Genomic DNA, 18073 nt, shown 5'->3' with positions numbered 1-18073 from the left:
CCGATCTTTTGCAATTATCACAATACCTTAAATTGGGAGGGTGGAATCATGATTCAATGCAAACGCGTGTACGAACAGGCAGGCCCTGACGATGGCTATCGGGTACTGGTGGACAGGCTGTGGCCGCGCGGTGTTAAGAAAACGGACCTCGCGTATGACGAATGGTGTAAAGCGCTCACGCCCTCAACTGAATTACGCAAGGCCTTTCATAGCGAAACCATTGATTTCGCCGCCTTCAGTCAGGCCTATCGGGAAGAGCTGGCGCAGCATGCTGACGAGGGCGTGCGTCTGGCAACGCTGGCGCACAGGCAGACCGTCACCCTGCTCTTTGCTGCCAAAAACACGGAGCAAAATCACGCCCTGGTATTAGCCGACTGGCTGCGCCACCTGTGATCAGCCGATCGCCAGCTCATCGAGGATTTGCGGCGCTTCATCGGGGGTGAGCGGCATCAGATGTTCGGCGCGGACAAACGCAAAGCCGTGCTGGTTATCGAAGGCGTAGACATCCCCCGTCACCAGCCAGAGCGCGCGATCGGCGGTGGTCGGTAATTGCGTCATCACGCCGTTGACCGGGTTAACGAAGCGCAGGCCAGGCTGGCACAGGCCAAACAGCTCAACAGATTTACCAATATTTCGACGGCCTGACGCCGTGCGGGCACCCACGATCATCGCCATGCTGCCCGGTTTTAGCTGAAACATACTTCTCTCGCGGAAACGAACGCCAGAAACTGGCTAAGATTAATCCTAAAGAGAAGTGTATCGCAGGCGGTATCCGTCTGTCACCTGGTGGGTTGCGGATGATCGCGACGATAGAGCGTCCATTCATCGATCACTTCGCCGCCCGGTAATTTGCACTCGGTGCGAACGCCCTGCGGACTTTGAACCGGGATCTGTTCCCCGCCTTTCTTCAGGCAGTAGACGGAGGCCGGGTTCGCCATACCGATAACGTGCGGCGGTTTCGGTGCATCGGGTGGCGTGGTTTTTGCGGTGCAGGCGGCCAGGGGAAGCGCTAGCGCCAGAAGCAGAAATCTCATCTCATTGATCCTTGTGACATCATGACAGTCTAAGGGTAACGGGTCATCGCCGCGTTCTCCATGATTTCTCCATTTTAACTGCACTTTTCAGCACTATAGTGTGGCATGTTCTCGATATGACCAGAGAACATCATTCCGTAATCAAGATGTCTTTGCCCCGGTCTCAACAACGGGGCTTTTTTTCTATCCTGCTGCCCGCTCCCTGCATATATTAAATTTTCTGTATTCATGTTTTACTATGCCAGAAGCCTAAAAACTCAGCATAACATGCAGATGCAGACGTCTTCTGCCTGGGAGTCATTCTACGTCATGTCGGATCTTATCCTCGCTCGCGTTTCAGAAACCCTTGCCACCGAGCAATCCCTTGAAAGCCTCGTTCGCCAGCTGCTGGAGATGCTGGAGATTGTCACCGACATGGAGTCGACCTACCTGACGAAGGTGGATATCGAGGCGCGGCTGCAGCACATTCTCTATGCCCGCAACAGCAAACAGATGACGATCCCGGAGGGGCTGAGCGTCCCATGGGATGAGACGCTGTGCAAGCGCGCGCTGGACAGTGACACGATGTTCAGCAACGACGTGCCCGAACGCTGGCCCGAGTGTGAAGCTGCAAAAGCGCTTGGCATTACCACCTACATGAGTATTCCAGTCCATCTTGCGGATGGTTCACTTTACGGAACGCTCTGCGCCACCAGCACGGCCAGAAAGCCGCTGAGCGAGCGCGGTGAACAGGTTCTGAAGCTCTTCGCCGGGCTGATTGCCCAGTCCATTCAGAAAGAGTCGCTGGTGACCCAGCTTCGCGAAGCCAATGCGGCCCTCATCGCGCACTCCTATACGGATGCCCTTACCGGTTTACCCAACCGTCGCGCCATTTTTGAAGATCTGACCACCCTCTTTTCTCTGGCCCGGCACCTGAAGCGTAACGCCATCATCGCATTTATCGATCTGGATGATTTCAAGCTGATTAACGATCGTTACGGCCACGAGGCTGGCGACCAGTTTCTGATAGAAGTGGGCAAGCGTTTGACCGAAGAGAAACAGCAGGACGATATTATCGGTCGTCTGGGGGGTGATGAATTTCTGGTCGCGTCGCTGAGCCAGCCCCACCAGGACGGGGATAACGCGCAGCTTACGTTGCTCAAAACGCGCCTCAGCGCCTGCATCGCCGGCGAATACTGGCTGGGCAGCGTTCATATTATTTATCCGGGCGCCAGCTTCGGCGTTATCGAAGTGGACCCTGCCGCAACCGATCCTGACAGCGCGTTACGCGCCGCGGATGTGGCGATGTATCAGGAGAAGAAAGGAAAAAGCAAAACACGCTTTCTCACCATGGATTAACCCCGTACACTCTACGGCGTTATTGAAACCGAAACAGGTGATGGTATGAGAATAGGGATCCTTTTCCCGGTCGTTATATTTATAACGGCGGTGGTTTTTTTAGCGTGGTTTTTTGTCGGCGGCTACGCGGCTCCGGGGGCATAAATGCGGAAGACAACCGTCATTATGCTGATCGTTGCCATTGCGGCGTTTGCCGGCACGCAGCTTGGCTGGTGGTAAACCCGATACGTAAAAAGGCCGCCATCCGGCAGCCTTTTTCATCGCTTTCAGAACTTAGCTTTTGATCTTTCTGTAGATAAACAGAACAACCAGCGCACCGATCACCGCGACGGCGAAACTGCCGAAGTTAAAGCCATCGACCTTGCCAAAACCGAACAGCGTACTGATCCAGCCGCCGACTACCGCGCCGACAATACCCAGTATTACGGTGACGATAAATCCACCGCCATCTTTGCCCGGCATGATCCACTTCGCCAGAATACCCGCAATAAGCCCAAAGATAATCCAGGATAAAATTCCCATAACTTTCCTCTCTGTATGGTTTTTGTCATTAAATCAACGACACAAAAAAGAATAGCACAGGATCTGAGAAAGGAAATTTGTGATAAGCATCACTCTATGTGGTTTTTCTCCTGTCATACCCCAACAAACGCGTACCGGTTACGTCCCGCGCGTTTTGCCTGATAGAGCGCCTGGTCAGCGGCGATAATGATATTCTGCTGGCTGCCCGCGATGTCGACGGCACGTGCGGTAGAAATTCCGACGCTGACCGTTACCCGCCCAAAGGGGCTAAAGGCATGGACGATTTGCAGCGAGAACACGTTGCGAATAATCGTCTGGGCCAGACGAAGCGCTTCCTGGATGTCCGTATCAGGTAATATCAGCGCAAACTCCTCTCCGCCGTAGCGCGCCACGATCTGATTACCACGAGTAAGACTCTCCCTGAGACTGTTTCCCAGCAGCGCCAGACAGCGGTCCCCTTCCGGATGGCCGTAGTTATCGTTGTATTTTTTGAAGAAGTCCACGTCCACAATCAGTATCGAAATCGGTGCATCATGCGCGGCACAAAGCGCGATTTCCGAGAGGATTTTTTCATCAAAAATGCGACGGTTGTAAAGCCCGGTCAGCGCATCCTCAGAGGCGATAATCTTCAGCGCCTTGTTATCTCTGGTTTTTCTGGATAAGTCGGAATACAGGAAGTATGACGCGACGATGAGTATCGCCGTGAACACGAAAATGAGTACCGCCAACTGAATCGCCTGCTTGCGCCAGGGTGCAAGGGCCTCATCAATGCTGACGGCCACGGTGGTGACCAGCCCGTAGCGTCTGTTTTTCTCATAGGCATAAATGCGTTCGATCTTATCAAACCGCGAAATGGAACTGGCTATCCCGGTATTTTGTACCTTGAGGTATTTCCTGAAGAGCGGTGAATCGGAAACAATCGTGCCAATATAGGTATTTTTAAAAGGATAACGGACCAGCAGCACGCCTGACTCTGTTGTTAAGCCAATGACGCCCGCGTGACCAATATTAATCTGCCCGTAGAGCGCGAGAAAATTTTCGATACCCAAGGTCACCACCACAACACCGTTAAATGCCCCGGTGTGGGTTTCAAGGCGCCGACTAATGGTGATGACCCATTTACCATTGGTTCTGCTGACTACGGGCTCGCCAATAAAAATCTGCTGATTTTTATTTTCCTTGTGATAGATAAAAAATGACCTGTCCGATCCTTTGCGTGGGCCCGTAAAAGTTTCGTGCAACGCGGTAAAGATATCGCCCTGAGCATCGTAAACAACTACATTATTAATCTGGGTAAGGAGATTATCCTGATTATTTATCATCCGCTGAATATGGATCGCCTGCTGCGGGGTCATACCATAAATTTCGATTATGTCGGAAACGGTAGTAATTAACATTTCACTCTGGCGCATGATCCCCTCGGTGTACACATCAAGGGTATGGCTCAGGTTAGCGACGCTGGTATTAATTTGCTGGATTGACTGCTGTCTGGACGTGGCAATTTGGACGGCAAGCGACAGCGAGATGATCAATGAGACAATGATGACGGTAATGGTTGTTGTGTAAAAAGTATTTTTCACATGCACGAGCTTTTCCACCTTATCACGCCTGACATCCCTGGCTGACAACTCTTGTCACTGTAACAAAGCTCAGGATAAGAGGAAAATGAATTGCACTTAAGCATGCAAGAGAAGCTCGTCGTAATTTCGTTTTACAAACTTACCGTCTCCCGGGGCTTAGATAAAATGACTTTAATAAAATCGATATAGGAGACGGGCTTACCAAAATAATAACCCTGTAACAGCGTAATCTCATTACGGTTGAGATACTCCAGCTGCGCTTTCGTTTCTACGCCTTCAGCCACAATGCGTAATGAGAGTTTTTTCGCCAGGTCAATGACGCAGTCCAGCAGGATCGTTGAGTCTTTTTCATCTGAAACCCGGTTCACAAAGCTTTTATCAATTTTAATATAATCAATGGCAAGCGCATTAAGGCATGAAAGACCTGAATAGCCGGTACCAAAATCATCCAGTGCAATGACAAAACCGGCGTTATGCAGCATGTTAAGGTTTTCCACCAGGTGAGGATTATCGATCAGCGGCTCACGCTCGGTCACCTCGAGAACCAGTTTGACTTCTTTACCCTGAAACCCCTTCCCGAATACACGACAGTCACCGATGAAGGATGGCGCATTGATGTGTCTGGCGCTGATGTTCACCCCAATATGAAACCCGTCCGGGAGCTTAGGCAAAAGCGGCTTAAGCTGCATCACCACTTTCGCCATCAACCCTTTGGTTAGCGGAATAATCAAACCGCTACGTTCAGCAATCGGAATAAAGACATCCGGTGGAATAAAGCCTGACTTTGGATGCTTCCATCTTGCCAGGACTTCAACGCCATACAGCCCGCCGGTATCACCGTTCACGATCGGCTGGTAATACGGCACGATCTCCCCCTGCAAAATGGCCTTACGTAAGTCGTCTTCAAATGAGGTGCTTTTCCCCTTGTAACGGCGGATCAAAATGCCCACCGCCACTGATAGCACGAGAATCAGTAGTATCAGGCTCCATCCCTGTTGCAGTAGCCGCGTCAGGCTAAAAAAGGCAGGCGGTTGCCAGGCCAGACTAAAGGGGAATTGTGTAGATGCCGTAAGTAACCCCGTCCACGAGGCCGCTTTCCAGCCGGTGACATCACCGTTGCGCCCAAGCATGCTATTGCCGACAACCAACCCCAGATCAACGCCGTTTGATGCGTTCGCGATGACGTCCTGCAAATGTGCATCACTGACGCTGACGATGACACGCCCTCCCGCGATGGGCATCTGGAAGACAAGCACCGGGACGCCGTTCACCAGTCGATTGCCGGGCAGCAGCATTAATTTATGTTCAGGTAACGTCTCCGGATGCACAATCAATACGCCATTCCCGGGAAGGGAAGTACAGATGATTTTACCCTGCTGCTGGATCATGATGGCGCGCAGATGCGGTTTTAGCGCGGCTTCTGTCCCCAGCGCCAGCTGTCCGCTGCTGGTACACCCCTGCTCCGCAACGCGCTTCGCCGTGCTGGCCGCACTGACGGCTTCCGCCAGAATATTTTCTATTTTTTGGGTGCTTGCCATGGCGGTATGACTATTATTAGCCTTCGCCATCTGCCATAGCTGCCAGTTAATAATCAGAATGCCGCTCAGAAAAAGAAACAAGGCACTCAGAATAGGGATCATCACGTTGCGCACGATGTTTTCCTTAATAGAAAAAACAAGCATCGATGTTCTGGAAGAAGAGCCTGTACTTACCCGGTATTGCTTATAACAATGAAAATAGCTTAGCTGAGAATTGTCTTAAAAAACTGATACTTTCGTATGAGTTCACCTGCCCGAATTTGATCACCTGACGTGATTATCAGGCTTGTGCCTTGCCCTGGCTGTGTTAAGATTTGTCAAATCAGGGAGCGGACAGGATAACTGGAAAATGAAAAAACTCGTTGCCGTTGCGATCGTTTCAACGCTCCTGGTCATCCTGTCTCTTTATGCGGTCAATGCTGTTATCGTGGGGCAGCAGAAGAGCAAACAGCGTGAGATATCCCTTACCCTATTACATTATTCGGAAGACCTGTCCCAAAGCATAGCGCTGGCCCTTAAAAGCATTACTACGCAGGGATGTGATAAAACCAGTCTTGATAGTTACAGACAAATAACGCTGAATAACTATTATTTCGACGATATTGGTTTTATCGAGAAGGGAAAAATAGTCTGTACTGCTTTTTGGGGTAAACTTGCAACGCCCATAGCGCTTCCTGCGGAACTGCATAAAACGCCGAGAGGCTTTCTTCTGGCGCAGTTTTCCAGAAAAGATTTTTTCACGGGCAATGCGGCAATTTATAATAATATTATTATCTTCACCACTCGCTATGCTTACGATAAATTCACCCCGGTTACGGCAAGCTATTCCCTGAGTACCACCACCAAAGACTTCGGCAGAACCTTTTTTACGACCTCCCCTGAGCTAACACAGCAGAGCTGGCTGCATTCGTCGTTGTTTACCCTGACCCTGACGCAGTGCAGCGCCTTCTGGGACCTGTGCGTCATCGTGAAGCATCACGATGCAGGGCTGGCCTCGTTACCCCTGTTTATCTTTTCGTTTCTCACGGTCATACTCTTTTTTATCTGGGTCGCGATAACGTTATTTATCTTCCGTATCTATGAAGACCGTTTTTCTCTGGAACGTACGCTGATCAAGGCCGTCCTGACCAATACCATCAGCGTTAACTACCAGCCTATTATCCGCATTCACGATCAAAAAATCGTGGGTGTAGAAGTTCTGTCGCGATGGCGCGACCAAAAGCATGGGGACGTCTCTCCGGAGCTGTTTATCCCATTAATAAAAAAAATCGGTCTGTATAAAAAATATTATAATAATATTATCGAAAAATCCCTCTCAGAAATTGCCCCGCTGGCGATTAAGCATCAGCTGATCGTCTCCATTAACGTTGGGCGGAAGGAAATTGAAGATGGGCAGTTCATTAACATTTTGCGTCGAGCGTGTTTAGCCAATCACTTTCCCCTTTCTCTGATGAAGGTCGAACTTTCTGAGAAAGCCGTTTCCACGGCAGATATCCTCGAGGGGTTCTGTCAGGAGCTCAAGTCGCTCGGCGTTAAAATATCAATAGATGATTTTGGCGTGCAAAATTCAAACCTCGCCCGCCTGTCGTTGCTTGAATATGATGAGATTAAAATCGATAAGTCACTGGTGGATGGCATCAGCGAACATTATAAGCAAAACATCTTTGCTATCTTCAGCGATGCCCTCGCGAAGTTGAATAAAACGCTTGTTTTCGAGGGCGTGGAAAATGAAGTTCAGTATCGCTTTATTGCGAGCCGATATCCCGATGCGCTGATTCAGGGATGGTATTTTTCAAAAGCACTCACCCGGAGCGAGCTGGCGAAACGACTCACCGGTGTTGCACCGTAACCAGAAGCCTGGCATGACCTTTTTTTAGATTTGGCGTTTCCATTTTTTACGCAAAAACATATAGTCGTCACAATCAGATGGTAGATTCCCCGGAAACACACTCTTATTTTGGTTAAAAACGTGAAATTATCCTTACTTTTTCCAGTGGTACTCTTTTTTCTGACCGTGATTTTCGTGCTGTTTATCGACAAACCTGCTTCGCATATTCTGCGGAAAAAATGCATGTGGTCCGATAGCGTGATGCTGAGCTGTATCGCAAAGCATCAGCATAACGGTTTTTAAAGAAGACTATTCATTTCCCCACTGATTGAGGAAATTCGCAATATCATCAATACGACCCGCACGGATCCCGGCCTCAGCGGCCATCTCCTGCTGAGCCTCCTCGCTGATCTCCTCATTATTCGATAAACGGGTGAGCAGCAGCTGGAAATAATGTGCCAGCACGTCGAGTTCTGACTCCGCAACTTTCTCTGCGGCTTCCGTCGCATACTCCTCGGCAATGTCATAATATTTCAGTGGGATATCGTTATTCATAACAGTCTCGTCTCTGGCCTTTAAGGGTAACGTCAAGATTATATCGGACGCGTTATCTCAACCATAGCATTGCTTCAGATAAGTAACGCAAGCAGCGCAGCGAGTGCGGGCACGGCCTGTACATACAAAATTTTTCGGCTGGCGGTAGCCGCGCCAAAAAGTCCGGCAATCAACACGCAGGCCAGGAAGAAGATGGCCACCTGAATCCCCTTTTCGCCGAGCCAGAGGCTCCAGAGCAGGCCGGCCGCCAGAAAACCGTTATACAGCCCCTGATTTGCAGCCAGCACGCGGGTGTCGCGCGCAAAGTCGGGACGCAGATTAAAGGCCTTGTGCCCTGTTTTGGTATTCCACAGGAACATTTCCAGCACAAGAATGTAGAGATGGATGAGTGCAACGACAGCGATAAGGACAGTGGCTAGCATCGTGTTGTCTCCCGCAGGCAGAGGCAAAAAAAACGGGAACCCTCAGGCCCCCGCTCTTGTTTAACCCAGAATCTGGATTACATGTTCGCGATAATCGCGTCGCCAAACTCTGAACATTTCAGCAGCTTAGCGCCTTCCATCAGACGTTCGAAATCGTAAGTTACGGTTTTCGCGTTGATCGCGCCTTCCATACCTTTAACGATCAGGTCTGCGGCTTCGAACCATTCCATGTGGCGCAGCATCATCTCTGCGGACAGGATGATAGAGCCTGGGTTCACTTTGTCCTGACCTGCGTATTTTGGCGCAGTACCGTGGGTCGCTTCGAACAGGGCGCACTCGTCACCGATGTTCGCGCCAGGGGCGATACCGATACCGCCAACCTGTGCTGCCAGAGCGTCAGAGATGTAGTCACCGTTCAGGTTCATACAGGCAATCACGTCGTATTCTGCAGGACGCAGCAGGATCTGCTGCAGGAACGCATCGGCGATCACATCTTTAATGATGATCTCTTTGCCGGTGTTCGGGTTCTTGATCTTCTGCCATGGGCCACCGTCGATCAGCTCACCGCCGAACTCTTCTTTCGCCAACTGGTAACCCCAGTCTTTGAACGCGCCTTCGGTGAACTTCATGATGTTGCCTTTGTGAACCAGGGTCACAGAGTCACGGTCGTTGGTGATTGCATATTCGATAGCTGCACGCACCAGACGCTTGGTCCCTTCTTCGGAGCACGGCTTAATGCCGATACCGCAATGCTCAGGGAAGCGAATTTTCTTCACGCCCATCTCTTCGCGCAGGAATTTAATCACTTTTTCTGCGTCAGCAGAGTCCGCTTTCCATTCGATACCCGCGTAGATGTCTTCTGAGTTTTCGCGGAAGATAACCATATCGGTCAGTTCAGGGTGCTTAACCGGGCTAGGGGTGCCCTGATAGTAACGAACCGGACGCAGACACACGTACAGGTCCAGCTCCTGACGCAGTGCCACGTTCAGGGAACGGATACCGCCGCCAACTGGCGTCGTCAATGGGCCTTTAATAGCAACGCGGTAGTCGCGGATCAGGTCCAGCGTTTCTGCTGGCAGCCAGACGTCCTGGCCATAAACTTGAGTAGATTTCTCACCGGTGTAAATTTCCATCCAGGAAATTTTACGCTCGCCTTTGTAGGCTTTCTCAACAGCGGCATCAACCACTTTCAGCATTGCCGGGGTAACGTCTACACCGATACCGTCACCTTCGATGAACGGGATAATCGGATTGTGAGGAACGTTAATCTTGCCGTTTTGCAGGGTGATCTTTTTACCTTCCGCCGGAACAACTACTTTGCTTTCCATTAACCTCTCCTTCGAGCGCTTCTGGTTGTTACTGATCTTATGTTAATAAATTGTAATGAGCCCTTCGATAGTACCTGATTGTCCTGCGCCATGAAAGGTCTTCGTTATTAGGCTATAATGCGGCAATTGATAACGCCTGAAAATACCATGAAGAAAACTTCTTTTACAAAACACCGGGTTGAGCGATTCAGCTCGCGACAAGCCGCCAGAAGACCGCAGGAAACCCAGCCGAAGCGGGTTATTTTGTTCAATAAACCCTACGATGTTTTGCCGCAGTTTACCGATGAAGCCGGGCGCAGCACGCTGAAGGACTATATACCTGTTCAGGGCGTCTACGCCGCGGGCCGTCTGGACCGCGACAGCGAAGGCCTTCTGGTCTTAACCAACGACGGCGCCTTGCAGGCGAAGCTCACGCAGCCCGGGAAACGCACCGGTAAAATTTATTTCGTCCAGGTCGAAGGCGAGCCGGACGAAGAAACGCTGGAAAAATTACGCAGCGGCGTGACGCTGAACGACGGCCCCACCCTGCCCGCAGGTATTGAACGCGTGAATGAACCGGAGTGGCTGTGGCCGCGCAACCCGCCGATTCGCGAACGCAAATCCATTCCGACAAGCTGGCTCAAAATTACCCTTTATGAAGGCCGCAACCGCCAGGTTCGCCGCATGACCGCGCACGTCGGCTTCCCTACCCTGCGTCTGATTCGCTACGCTATGGGCAGCTACACGCTGGAAACGCTGGCAAACGGCGAATGGCGAGACGTCACCCCTTAAGGAGTCACTATGTTTAAACCTCATGTCACGGTTGCCTGCGTGGTCCACGCTAAGGGTAAATTCCTTGTTGTCGAAGAGAGCATTAACGGCAAAGCGCTGTGGAACCAGCCTGCCGGGCATCTTGAAGCCAATGAGACCCTGCTGCAGGCCGCGAAACGCGAGCTGTGGGAAGAGACCGGCATTCACGCTGAACCCCAGCACTTCATCCGTATGCACCAGTGGATCGCGCCCGATCACACTCCGTTCCTGCGCTTTTTATTTGCCGTTGAGCTTAGCGAAACGTGCGCCACAGAGCCGCAGGATGACGATATCGACCGCTGTCTGTGGGTCACTGCCGACGAGATCCTGAACGCGCCAAACCTGCGCTCGCCGCTGGTTGCGGAAAGCATTCGCTGCTGGCAGTCTGCTGGCCGCTTACCGCTGGATGTCATCGGCGCATTTAACTGGCCGTTTACAGAGGGTGCCAATGGTGGGGGGGCGTGATAGAATACGCCGCCTTGAAGTTCAATGTCGTGAGTATTCCATGTCAGATAATAGCCAGAAAAAAGTGATCGTCGGCATGTCCGGCGGTGTCGATTCCTCCGTTTCCGCCTACCTGTTACAGCAACAGGGCTATAAGGTGGAGGGCCTGTTCATGAAGAACTGGGAGGAAGATGATGGCGAGGAATACTGCACTGCCGCTGCGGATCTCGCCGACGCGCAGGCCGTATGCGACAAGCTCGGCATTGAACTGCACACCGTTAACTTTGCCGCAGAATACTGGGACAACGTTTTTGAACTGTTCCTCGAAGAGTACAAAGCGGGCCGCACGCCGAACCCGGATATTCTGTGCAACAAAGAGATCAAATTTAAGGCCTTCCTCGAATTCGCTGCAGAAGATCTGGGCGCAGACTACATCGCGACCGGTCACTACGTGCGTCGTGCAGACGTGAATGGCAAAAGCCAGCTGCTGCGCGGTCTGGACGGCAATAAAGATCAAAGCTATTTCCTCTATACGCTGAGCCACGAGCAAATCGCCCAGAGCCTGTTCCCGGTCGGCGAGCTGGAAAAGCCGCAGGTGCGTAAAATCGCCGAAGAACTGGACCTGATCACCGCGAAGAAAAAAGACTCTACCGGCATCTGCTTCATTGGCGAGCGCAAATTCCGCGATTTCCTGGGACGTTACCTGCCCGCACAGCCGGGTAAAATTGTCACCGTCGACGGTGAAGAGATTGGCCAGCATCAAGGGCTGATGTACCACACGCTCGGCCAGCGTAAAGGCCTGGGTATCGGCGGAACCAAAGAAGGTAGCGAAGATCCGTGGTATGTTGTCGACAAAGACGTCGAAAACAATATTCTGGTTGTTGCCCAGGGTCACGATCATCCGCGTCTGATGTCCGTTGGCCTTATCGCCCAGCAGCTGCACTGGGTCGATCGTGAGTCGCTGAAAGGCACGCTGCGCTGCACGGTGAAAACCCGCTACCGTCAGACTGATATTCCTTGCACCATTACCGCGCTTGATGACGATCGCATTGACGTGCGCTTCGACGAGCCGGTCGCCGCCGTCACCCCGGGTCAGTCTGCTGTCTTCTACAGCGGTGAGATCTGCCTGGGCGGCGGGATCATTGAACAGCGCCTGCCGCTGCCTGCTGTTTAATACGATTGCACACATAAAGGAGACCGTGTGGCGAAGAACTACTATGACATCACCCTGGCACTGGCGGGAATTGGCCAGTCAGCCCGTCTGGTGCAACAGCTGGCGCATCAGGGTCATTGCGATGCTGACGCCCTGCACGTTTCACTCAACAGCGTTATCGATCTCAACCCCGGCTCGACCCTGGGTGTGTTCGGCGGCAGTGAAACCAATCTTCGTCTCGGTCTTGAAACCCTGCTTGGCATGCTTAACGCCAGCAGCCGTCAGGGATTAAACGCGGAGCTGACCCGCTACACGTTGAGTCTGATGGTGCTGGAGCGTAAGCTGAGCGCAGCAAAAGGCGCGCTCAATACCCTGGGCGATCGTATTGCCGGGTTACAGCGTCAGCTCGACCATTTTGATCTGCAGTCCGACACGCTGCTCAGCGCCATGGCCGGCATTTATGTTGACGTCATCAGCCCGCTGGGCCCGCGTATTCAGGTCACCGGATCCCCTGCCGTGCTGCAAAGTCCGCAGGTACAGGCAAAAGTGCGTGCGTCCCTGCTGGCTGGGATCCGCGCCGCTGTGCTGTGGCACCAGGTTGGCGGTGGCCGCCTGCAGTTAATGTTTTCTCGTAATCGCCTGACCACTCAGGCAAAACAAATTCTTGCTCATTGTTAACCTCCCGGAGTTGCGAATTATGGAATTATCCTCACTGACCGCCGTATCCCCTGTCGATGGACGCTACGGCGATAAAGTCAGCGCGCTGCGCGGGATCTTCAGCGAATATGGTTTGCTGAAGTTCCGTGTTCAGGTTGAAGTACGCTGGCTGCAAAAGCTGGCCGCCCAGGCAGCAATCAAGGAAGTTCCTGCTTTTGACGAAAAGGCAAACGATTACCTTGATAAAATCGTTGCTGAGTTTAGCGAACAAGACGCCGCGCGCATTAAAACCATTGAACGCACCACCAACCACGACGTGAAAGCGGTTGAATACTTCCTGAAAGAAAAAGTGGAAAGCGTCCCTGCACTGCACGCCGTGTCTGAGTTCATTCACTTCGCCTGTACCTCTGAAGACATCAACAACCTGTCTCATGCGCTGATGCTCTCCACCGCGCGCAAAGAGGTGGTGCTGCCTTACTGGCGTAAAATCATCGACGCGGTAAAAGCGCTGTCCGTGGAATACCGCGACATTCCGCTGCTCTCCCGTACCCACGGCCAGCCAGCCACCCCATCCACGATGGGTAAAGAGATGGCGAACGTCGCGTACCGTATGGAGCGCCAGTACCGTCAACTGGAACAGGTTGAGATCCTCGGCAAAATCAACGGCGCGGTCGGTAACTATAACGCCCACATCGCCGCTTACCCGGAAGTGGACTGGCACCAGTTCAGCGAAGAGTTCGTGACCTCTCTGGGCATTCAGTGGAACCCGTACACTACCCAGATTGAGCCGCACGACTATATCGCCGAGCTGTTTGACTGCATCGCGCGCTTCAACACCATTCTGATCGATTTCGATCGTGACGTGTGGGGCTACATCGCCCTGAACCACTTCAAACAGAAAACCATCGCCGGTGAAATCGGCTCTTCCACCATGCCGCACAAAGTGAACCCAATCGACTTCGAAAACTCCGAAGGCAACCTGGGTCTGGCGAACGCCGTGCTGCAGCATATGGCGAGCAAACTGCCGGTATCCCGCTGGCAGCGCGACCTGACCGACTCCACCGTACTGCGTAACCTGGGCGTGGGCATTGGCTACGCGCTGATCGCGTATCAGTCCACCCTGAAAGGCGTAAGCAAACTGGAAGTTAACCGTGACCGTCTGCTGGACGAGCTGGATCACAACTGGGAAGTGCTGGCGGAGCCGATTCAGACCGTGATGCGTCGTTATGGCATCGAAAAACCGTACGAAAAACTGAAAGAGCTGACCCGCGGCAAACGCGTTGACGCCGAAGGCATGAAGCAGTTTATCGACGGTCTGGCGCTGCCGGAAGAAGAGAAAACTCGCCTGAAGGCAATGACTCCGGCGAACTACATTGGCCGCGCCATCACCATGGTCGACGAGCTGAAGTAACGCCCCTCTCCCCCTTTTCGCCCGAAAAGGGGGATGCTTTTCCCCGGTTTACTCAATGTTTATCCCCACAACAACATAATCAGCGTTAAACTATTCATACCAATTATTTAGGGAGAAGAGATGATGCGCGTACTGGTTGTTGAGGATAACGCATTGCTACGTCATCACCTGAAGGTTCAGCTTCAGGAGATGGGACATCAGGTGGACGATGCTGAAGATGCAAAAGAAGCCGATTATTATCTCAATGAACACCTGCCGGATATCGCCATTGTCGATTTAGGGTTGCCTGACGAAGACGGTCTGTCGTTAATTCGCCGCTGGCGCAGCCATGATGTTTCTTTGCCGGTCCTGGTGCTGACCGCCCGTGAAGGCTGGCAGGATAAGGTCGAAGTGCTCAGCGCGGGTGCGGATGACTACGTCACCAAGCCGTTCCATATTGAAGAGGTGGCGGCCCGCATGCAGGCACTGCTTCGTCGCAACAGCGGGCTGGCGTCTCAGGTTATCTCCATCCCGCCTTTCCAGGTCGACCTCTCCCGCCGGGAATTATCCATCAATGATGAAGTGATCAAGCTCACCGCCTTCGAATACACCATCATGGAGACGCTGATCCGTAACAACGGCAAGGTAGTGAGCAAAGACTCCTTAATGCTCCAGCTCTATCCTGATGCTGAACTGCGTGAGAGCCATACCATTGACGTACTGATGGGACGTTTACGTAAGAAAATTCAGGCGCAATATCCACAGGATGTGATTACTACCGTCCGTGGCCAGGGCTACCTGTTCGAATTACGCTAAATGAGACGGATCTTGCGCCATATTTTGCCCCTCTCGCTGCGGGTGCGCTTTTTACTGGCAACGGCAGCCGTCGTGCTGGTGCTGTCGCTCTCCTACGGCATGGTGGCCCTGGTGGGCTACAGCGTCAGCTTTGATAAAACCACCTTTCGCCTGCTGCGTGGCGAAAGCAACCTGTTTTATACCCTGGCGAAGTGGGAAAACAATAAAATCACCGTCGAAATGCCGGAAAACCTCAATCAGCAGAGTCCCACGCTGGCCCTGATTTATAACGAAAAGGGGAAGCTACTGTGGGCGCAGCGTGATATCCCGTGGCTGGTCAAAAGCATTCGTCCGGACTGGCTCAAAACCAACGGTTTTCATGAAATTGAAGCCGATCTCAACACCACCAGCTCGCTGATCCGTGAAGATCGCTCCCTGCAGCAAAAGCTGAACGAGATCCGCGCCGACAACGCCGAAACGGAGATGACGCACTCCGTCGCGATTAACCTCTACCCGGCGACGCTGAACATGCCGCAGCTGACCATCGTGGTGATCGACACCATTCCGGTCGAGCTGAAGCGTTCTTATATGGTCTGGAGCTGGTTCATCTACGTTCTGGCGGCGAATCTCCTGCTGGTGATTCCGCTGCTGTGGGTGGCGGCGTGGTGGAGCTTGCGCCCCATCGAATCACTGGCGAAAGAAGTTCGTGAACTGGAAGAACATCATCGCGAAAAGCTTAACCCGGAAACCACGCGTGAGCTCACCAGCCTGGTGCGTAACCTCAATCGCCTGCTGAAAAGTGAACGCGAACGCTACGATAAATACCGTACCACCCTTACCGACCTGACCCACAGCCTGAAAACCCCGCTGGCTGTGATGCAAAGTACCCTGCGTTCAATGCGCAGTTCGAAGCTGAGCGTTGACGATGCCGAGCCAGTGATGCTGGAACAGATCAGCCGTATTTCACAGCAAATTGGCTATTACCTGCATCGCGCCAGCATGCGTTCAGGAAGCGCACTTCTGAGCCGCGAGCTGCATCCGGTAGCGCCGCTTCTGGATAACCTCACGTCCGCCCTCAACAAGGTGTATCAGCGTAAAGGGGTGAACATCAGCCTCGATATCTCGCCAGAGATAAGCTTTGTGGGTGAAAAAAATGACTTCATGGAAGTCATGGGTAACCTGCTGGATAACGCCTGCAAATACTGTCTGGAGTTCGTGGAAGTGTCTGCGCGTCAGACGGAAACTGAACTGCATATCATCGTTGAGGATGATGGCCCGGGGATCCCGCGCAATAAACGTGACGTGGTGTTCGATCGCGGTCAGCGCGCCGATACGCTACGTCCAGGCCAGGGCGTAGGATTAGCCGTCGCGCGCGAGATTGTCGATCAATACGACGGGAAAATCGAAACCAGCGAAAGCCTGCTGGGCGGCGCCAGAATGGAGGTCATTTTTGGTCGCCAGCAGCCCACATCGAACGATAGTTAACCCGTTATGTGAAAAATGCGAGGATCTCGCAGCCGGGGGGCTGAGCTTCCGTTATAATCCGAGTCAGTAAGAGCCTGCGGAATAAAAAAATATGGATTATCACTTAACACTTAACTGGCCCGAGTTTATTGAACGTTACTGGCAGAAACGCCCGGTGGTTCTGAAGCGCGGGTTCAGCAACTTTGTCGACCCCATCACGCCTGACGAACTGGCCGGCCTGGCCATGGAAAACGAAGTCGACAGCCGTCTGGTCAGCCACCAGGACGGGAAATGGCAGGTTAGCCACGGTCCTTTCGAAAGTTACGATCACCTCGGTGAAAACAACTGGTCGCTGCTGGTGCAGGCGGTCAACCACTGGCACGAGCCAACGGCCGCCTTAATGCGTCCGTTCCGCGCCCTGCCCGACTGGCGCATGGACGATCTGATGATCTCCTTCTCCGTTCCTGGCGGTGGCGTCGGTCCGCATCTGGACCAGTACGACGTGTTTATTATTCAGGGTACGGGCCGCCGCCGCTGGCGAGTGGGCGAAAAAGTGCCAATGAAGCAGCACTGCCCGCATCCGGACCTGCTTCAGGTTGACCCGTTTGAAGGGATTATCGACGAAGAGCTGGAGCCGGGTGACATTCTCTACATTCCGCCGGGATTCCCTCACGAGGGCTACTCGCTGGAAAACTCACTCAACTACTCCGTAGGGTTCCGCGCGCCAAGCGGCCGCGAGATGATCAGCGGATTTGCCGACTACGTGCTGCAACGCGAGCTGGGCAGCTATCGTTACAGCGACCCTGATGTGCCTGCGCGCGAGCATCCGGCCGATATCCTGCCCGCAGAGCTGGATAAGCTGCGCGGCATGATGCTGGATCTGATTAACGAGCCGGAGCACTTCAAACAGTGGTTTGGCGAGTTTATCAGCCAGTCGCGTCACGAGCTGGACGTTGCGCCGCCGGAGCCGCCGTATCAGGCTGACGAGATTTATGATGCGCTCCAGCAGGGCGATAAGCTGGTACGTCTGGGCGGATTACGCGTGCTGCGCATTGGTGAGGACGTGTTCGTCAACGGCGAGAAGCTGGACTCACCGCACCGTCCGGCGCTGGAAGCCATTGCCAGCCATCTGGTGCTGACTGCCGACACCTTTGGTGATGCGCTGGAAGACCCATCCTTCCTCGCGATGCTGGCCGCGCTGGTCAACAGCGGGTACTGGTTCTTTGAGGACTGAGT

At 52.8% G+C, this 18073-nt stretch carries 20 protein-coding genes; 12 read left to right on the top strand and 8 right to left on the bottom strand.

The genetic code is table 11. The features are described 5' to 3' along the window. Nucleotides 1-48 precede the first annotated feature (48 nt). Nucleotides 49-393, top strand: a complete 345-nt coding sequence (locus P349_RS20695; protein WP_032650899.1) for a DUF488 domain-containing protein — start codon at nt 49-51, stop codon at nt 391-393. Here the strand turns inward: P349_RS20695 and P349_RS20700 are convergent, their stop codons facing one another. Together P349_RS20700 and P349_RS20705 are read right to left on the bottom strand one after the other, a co-directional pair. Continuing rightward, nucleotides 394-699, bottom strand: a complete 306-nt coding sequence (locus P349_RS20700; protein ID WP_032650897.1) for a periplasmic protein — start codon at nt 697-699, stop codon at nt 394-396. Between the two features lie 80 nt (nt 700-779). Beyond that, nucleotides 780-1034 (bottom strand): putative hemolysin, encoded by a 255-nt coding sequence (locus P349_RS20705; protein WP_032650896.1) that lies wholly within the window; start codon nt 1032-1034, stop codon nt 780-782. A 309-nt stretch (nt 1035-1343) separates the two neighbouring features. Here P349_RS20705 and P349_RS20710 point away from each other — a divergent pair, with 309 nt between their 5' ends. Then, nucleotides 1344-2372: a sensor domain-containing diguanylate cyclase gene (locus P349_RS20710; protein WP_032651201.1), complete on the top strand. Its 1029-nt coding sequence runs from the start codon at nt 1344-1346 to the stop codon at nt 2370-2372. Nucleotides 2373-2417: 45 nt separating this feature from the next. Further along, on the top strand, nt 2418-2516 hold the full coding sequence (locus P349_RS26160; protein ID WP_014883431.1) for a YoaK family small membrane protein: 99 nt from the start codon (nt 2418-2420) through the stop codon (nt 2514-2516). A 129-nt stretch (nt 2517-2645) separates the two neighbouring features. Here P349_RS26160 and P349_RS20715 read toward each other — a convergent pair whose 3' ends face one another. From P349_RS20715 to P349_RS20725, 3 genes are all read right to left on the bottom strand, one after another. After that, nucleotides 2646-2894 carry a GlsB/YeaQ/YmgE family stress response membrane protein gene (locus tag P349_RS20715; RefSeq protein WP_008500746.1) on the bottom strand — a complete coding sequence of 83 codons (249 nt, stop codon included), beginning with the start codon at nt 2892-2894 and terminating at the stop codon, nt 2646-2648. 113 nt (nt 2895-3007) lie between these two features. Continuing rightward, nucleotides 3008-4492, bottom strand: a complete 1485-nt coding sequence (locus P349_RS20720) for a sensor domain-containing diguanylate cyclase (protein ID WP_443112200.1) — start codon at nt 4490-4492, stop codon at nt 3008-3010. A 113-nt stretch (nt 4493-4605) separates the two neighbouring features. Next, nucleotides 4606-6126 carry an EAL domain-containing protein gene (locus P349_RS20725; protein ID WP_081758187.1) on the bottom strand — a complete coding sequence of 507 codons (1521 nt, stop codon included), beginning with the start codon at nt 6124-6126 and terminating at the stop codon, nt 4606-4608. Nucleotides 6127-6361: 235 nt separating this feature from the next. On the opposite strand from P349_RS20725, the gene P349_RS20730 reads away from it, so the two are divergent. Beyond that, nucleotides 6362-7861 (top strand): EAL domain-containing protein, encoded by a 1500-nt coding sequence (locus tag P349_RS20730; protein WP_032650894.1) that lies wholly within the window; start codon nt 6362-6364, stop codon nt 7859-7861. 288 nt (nt 7862-8149) lie between these two features. On the opposite strand, the gene P349_RS20735 is transcribed toward P349_RS20730, so the two are convergent. From P349_RS20735 to icd, 3 genes are all read right to left on the bottom strand, one after another. Then, nucleotides 8150-8395 carry a DUF2543 family protein gene (locus tag P349_RS20735; RefSeq protein WP_032650892.1) on the bottom strand — a complete coding sequence of 82 codons (246 nt, stop codon included), beginning with the start codon at nt 8393-8395 and terminating at the stop codon, nt 8150-8152. Between the two features lie 74 nt (nt 8396-8469). Next, nucleotides 8470-8817 carry a DUF1304 domain-containing protein gene (locus tag P349_RS20740; RefSeq protein WP_032650890.1) on the bottom strand — a complete coding sequence of 116 codons (348 nt, stop codon included), beginning with the start codon at nt 8815-8817 and terminating at the stop codon, nt 8470-8472. Nucleotides 8818-8894: 77 nt separating this feature from the next. Then, nucleotides 8895-10145, bottom strand: coding sequence for an NADP-dependent isocitrate dehydrogenase (icd, locus tag P349_RS20745; RefSeq protein WP_008500752.1), 1251 nt, complete (start codon nt 10143-10145; stop codon nt 8895-8897). Nucleotides 10146-10262: 117 nt separating this feature from the next. Between icd and rluE the strand changes: the two genes are divergently transcribed. The 8 genes from rluE (at nt 10263) to P349_RS20785 (ending at nt 18071) form a co-directional block, all read left to right on the top strand. After that, nucleotides 10263-10916: a 23S rRNA pseudouridine(2457) synthase RluE gene (gene rluE / locus P349_RS20750; protein WP_032650888.1), complete on the top strand. Its 654-nt coding sequence runs from the start codon at nt 10263-10265 to the stop codon at nt 10914-10916. A 9-nt stretch (nt 10917-10925) separates the two neighbouring features. Beyond that, nucleotides 10926-11399, top strand: a complete 474-nt coding sequence (locus P349_RS20755; protein ID WP_023292763.1) for an NUDIX hydrolase — start codon at nt 10926-10928, stop codon at nt 11397-11399. A 40-nt stretch (nt 11400-11439) separates the two neighbouring features. Next, nucleotides 11440-12552, top strand: coding sequence for a tRNA 2-thiouridine(34) synthase MnmA (mnmA, locus tag P349_RS20760; protein ID WP_032650887.1), 1113 nt, complete (start codon nt 11440-11442; stop codon nt 12550-12552). Between the two features lie 27 nt (nt 12553-12579). Next, nucleotides 12580-13209, top strand: a complete 630-nt coding sequence (gene hflD / locus P349_RS20765) for a high frequency lysogenization protein HflD (protein ID WP_032650885.1) — start codon at nt 12580-12582, stop codon at nt 13207-13209. 19 nt (nt 13210-13228) lie between these two features. Then, entirely contained in the window at nt 13229-14599 is a 1371-nt protein-coding gene (purB, locus tag P349_RS20770) for an adenylosuccinate lyase (RefSeq protein WP_008500757.1), read from the top strand. A 123-nt stretch (nt 14600-14722) separates the two neighbouring features. After that, nucleotides 14723-15394 (top strand): two-component system response regulator PhoP, encoded by a 672-nt coding sequence (gene phoP, locus P349_RS20775; protein WP_024908594.1) that lies wholly within the window; start codon nt 14723-14725, stop codon nt 15392-15394. Then, a complete protein-coding gene (gene phoQ / locus P349_RS20780; protein WP_024908595.1) occupies nt 15395-16858 on the top strand; it encodes a two-component system sensor histidine kinase PhoQ in 1464 nt (487 codons plus the stop codon). 91 nt (nt 16859-16949) lie between these two features. After that, on the top strand, nt 16950-18071 hold the full coding sequence (locus P349_RS20785; protein ID WP_032650882.1) for a ribosomal protein uL16 3-hydroxylase: 1122 nt from the start codon (nt 16950-16952) through the stop codon (nt 18069-18071). Nucleotides 18072-18073 lie beyond the last annotated feature (2 nt).

The sequence above is a fragment of the Enterobacter sp. DC4 genome (genome assembly GCF_000568095.1).
Classification (GTDB): Bacteria; Pseudomonadota; Gammaproteobacteria; order Enterobacterales; family Enterobacteriaceae; genus Enterobacter; species Enterobacter pseudoroggenkampii.
This window is presented reverse-complemented; position numbering and strand designations above follow the sequence as displayed.

Excerpts from the sequence above, each read along its gene's own strand:
- P349_RS20695 (WP_032650899.1), top strand. The coding sequence starts at position 49 with ATGATTCAATGCAAACGCGTGTACGAACAGGCAGGCCCTGACGATGGC.
- P349_RS20700 (WP_032650897.1), bottom strand. The coding sequence starts at position 699 with ATGTTTCAGCTAAAACCGGGCAGCATGGCGATGATCGTGGGTGCCCGC.
- P349_RS20705 (WP_032650896.1), bottom strand. The coding sequence starts at position 1,034 with ATGAGATTTCTGCTTCTGGCGCTAGCGCTTCCCCTGGCCGCCTGCACC.
- P349_RS20710 (WP_032651201.1), top strand. The coding sequence starts at position 1,344 with ATGTCGGATCTTATCCTCGCTCGCGTTTCAGAAACCCTTGCCACCGAG.
- P349_RS26160 (WP_014883431.1), top strand. The coding sequence starts at position 2,418 with ATGAGAATAGGGATCCTTTTCCCGGTCGTTATATTTATAACGGCGGTG.
- P349_RS20715 (WP_008500746.1), bottom strand. The coding sequence starts at position 2,894 with ATGGGAATTTTATCCTGGATTATCTTTGGGCTTATTGCGGGTATTCTG.
- P349_RS20730 (WP_032650894.1), top strand. The coding sequence starts at position 6,362 with ATGAAAAAACTCGTTGCCGTTGCGATCGTTTCAACGCTCCTGGTCATC.
- P349_RS20735 (WP_032650892.1), bottom strand. The coding sequence starts at position 8,395 with ATGAATAACGATATCCCACTGAAATATTATGACATTGCCGAGGAGTAT.
- P349_RS20740 (WP_032650890.1), bottom strand. The coding sequence starts at position 8,817 with ATGCTAGCCACTGTCCTTATCGCTGTCGTTGCACTCATCCATCTCTAC.
- icd (WP_008500752.1), bottom strand. The coding sequence starts at position 10,145 with ATGGAAAGCAAAGTAGTTGTTCCGGCGGAAGGTAAAAAGATCACCCTG.
- rluE (WP_032650888.1), top strand. The coding sequence starts at position 10,263 with ATGCGGCAATTGATAACGCCTGAAAATACCATGAAGAAAACTTCTTTT.
- P349_RS20755 (WP_023292763.1), top strand. The coding sequence starts at position 10,926 with ATGTTTAAACCTCATGTCACGGTTGCCTGCGTGGTCCACGCTAAGGGT.
- mnmA (WP_032650887.1), top strand. The coding sequence starts at position 11,440 with ATGTCAGATAATAGCCAGAAAAAAGTGATCGTCGGCATGTCCGGCGGT.
- purB (WP_008500757.1), top strand. The coding sequence starts at position 13,229 with ATGGAATTATCCTCACTGACCGCCGTATCCCCTGTCGATGGACGCTAC.
- phoP (WP_024908594.1), top strand. The coding sequence starts at position 14,723 with ATGCGCGTACTGGTTGTTGAGGATAACGCATTGCTACGTCATCACCTG.
- phoQ (WP_024908595.1), top strand. The coding sequence starts at position 15,395 with ATGAGACGGATCTTGCGCCATATTTTGCCCCTCTCGCTGCGGGTGCGC.
- P349_RS20785 (WP_032650882.1), top strand. The coding sequence starts at position 16,950 with ATGGATTATCACTTAACACTTAACTGGCCCGAGTTTATTGAACGTTAC.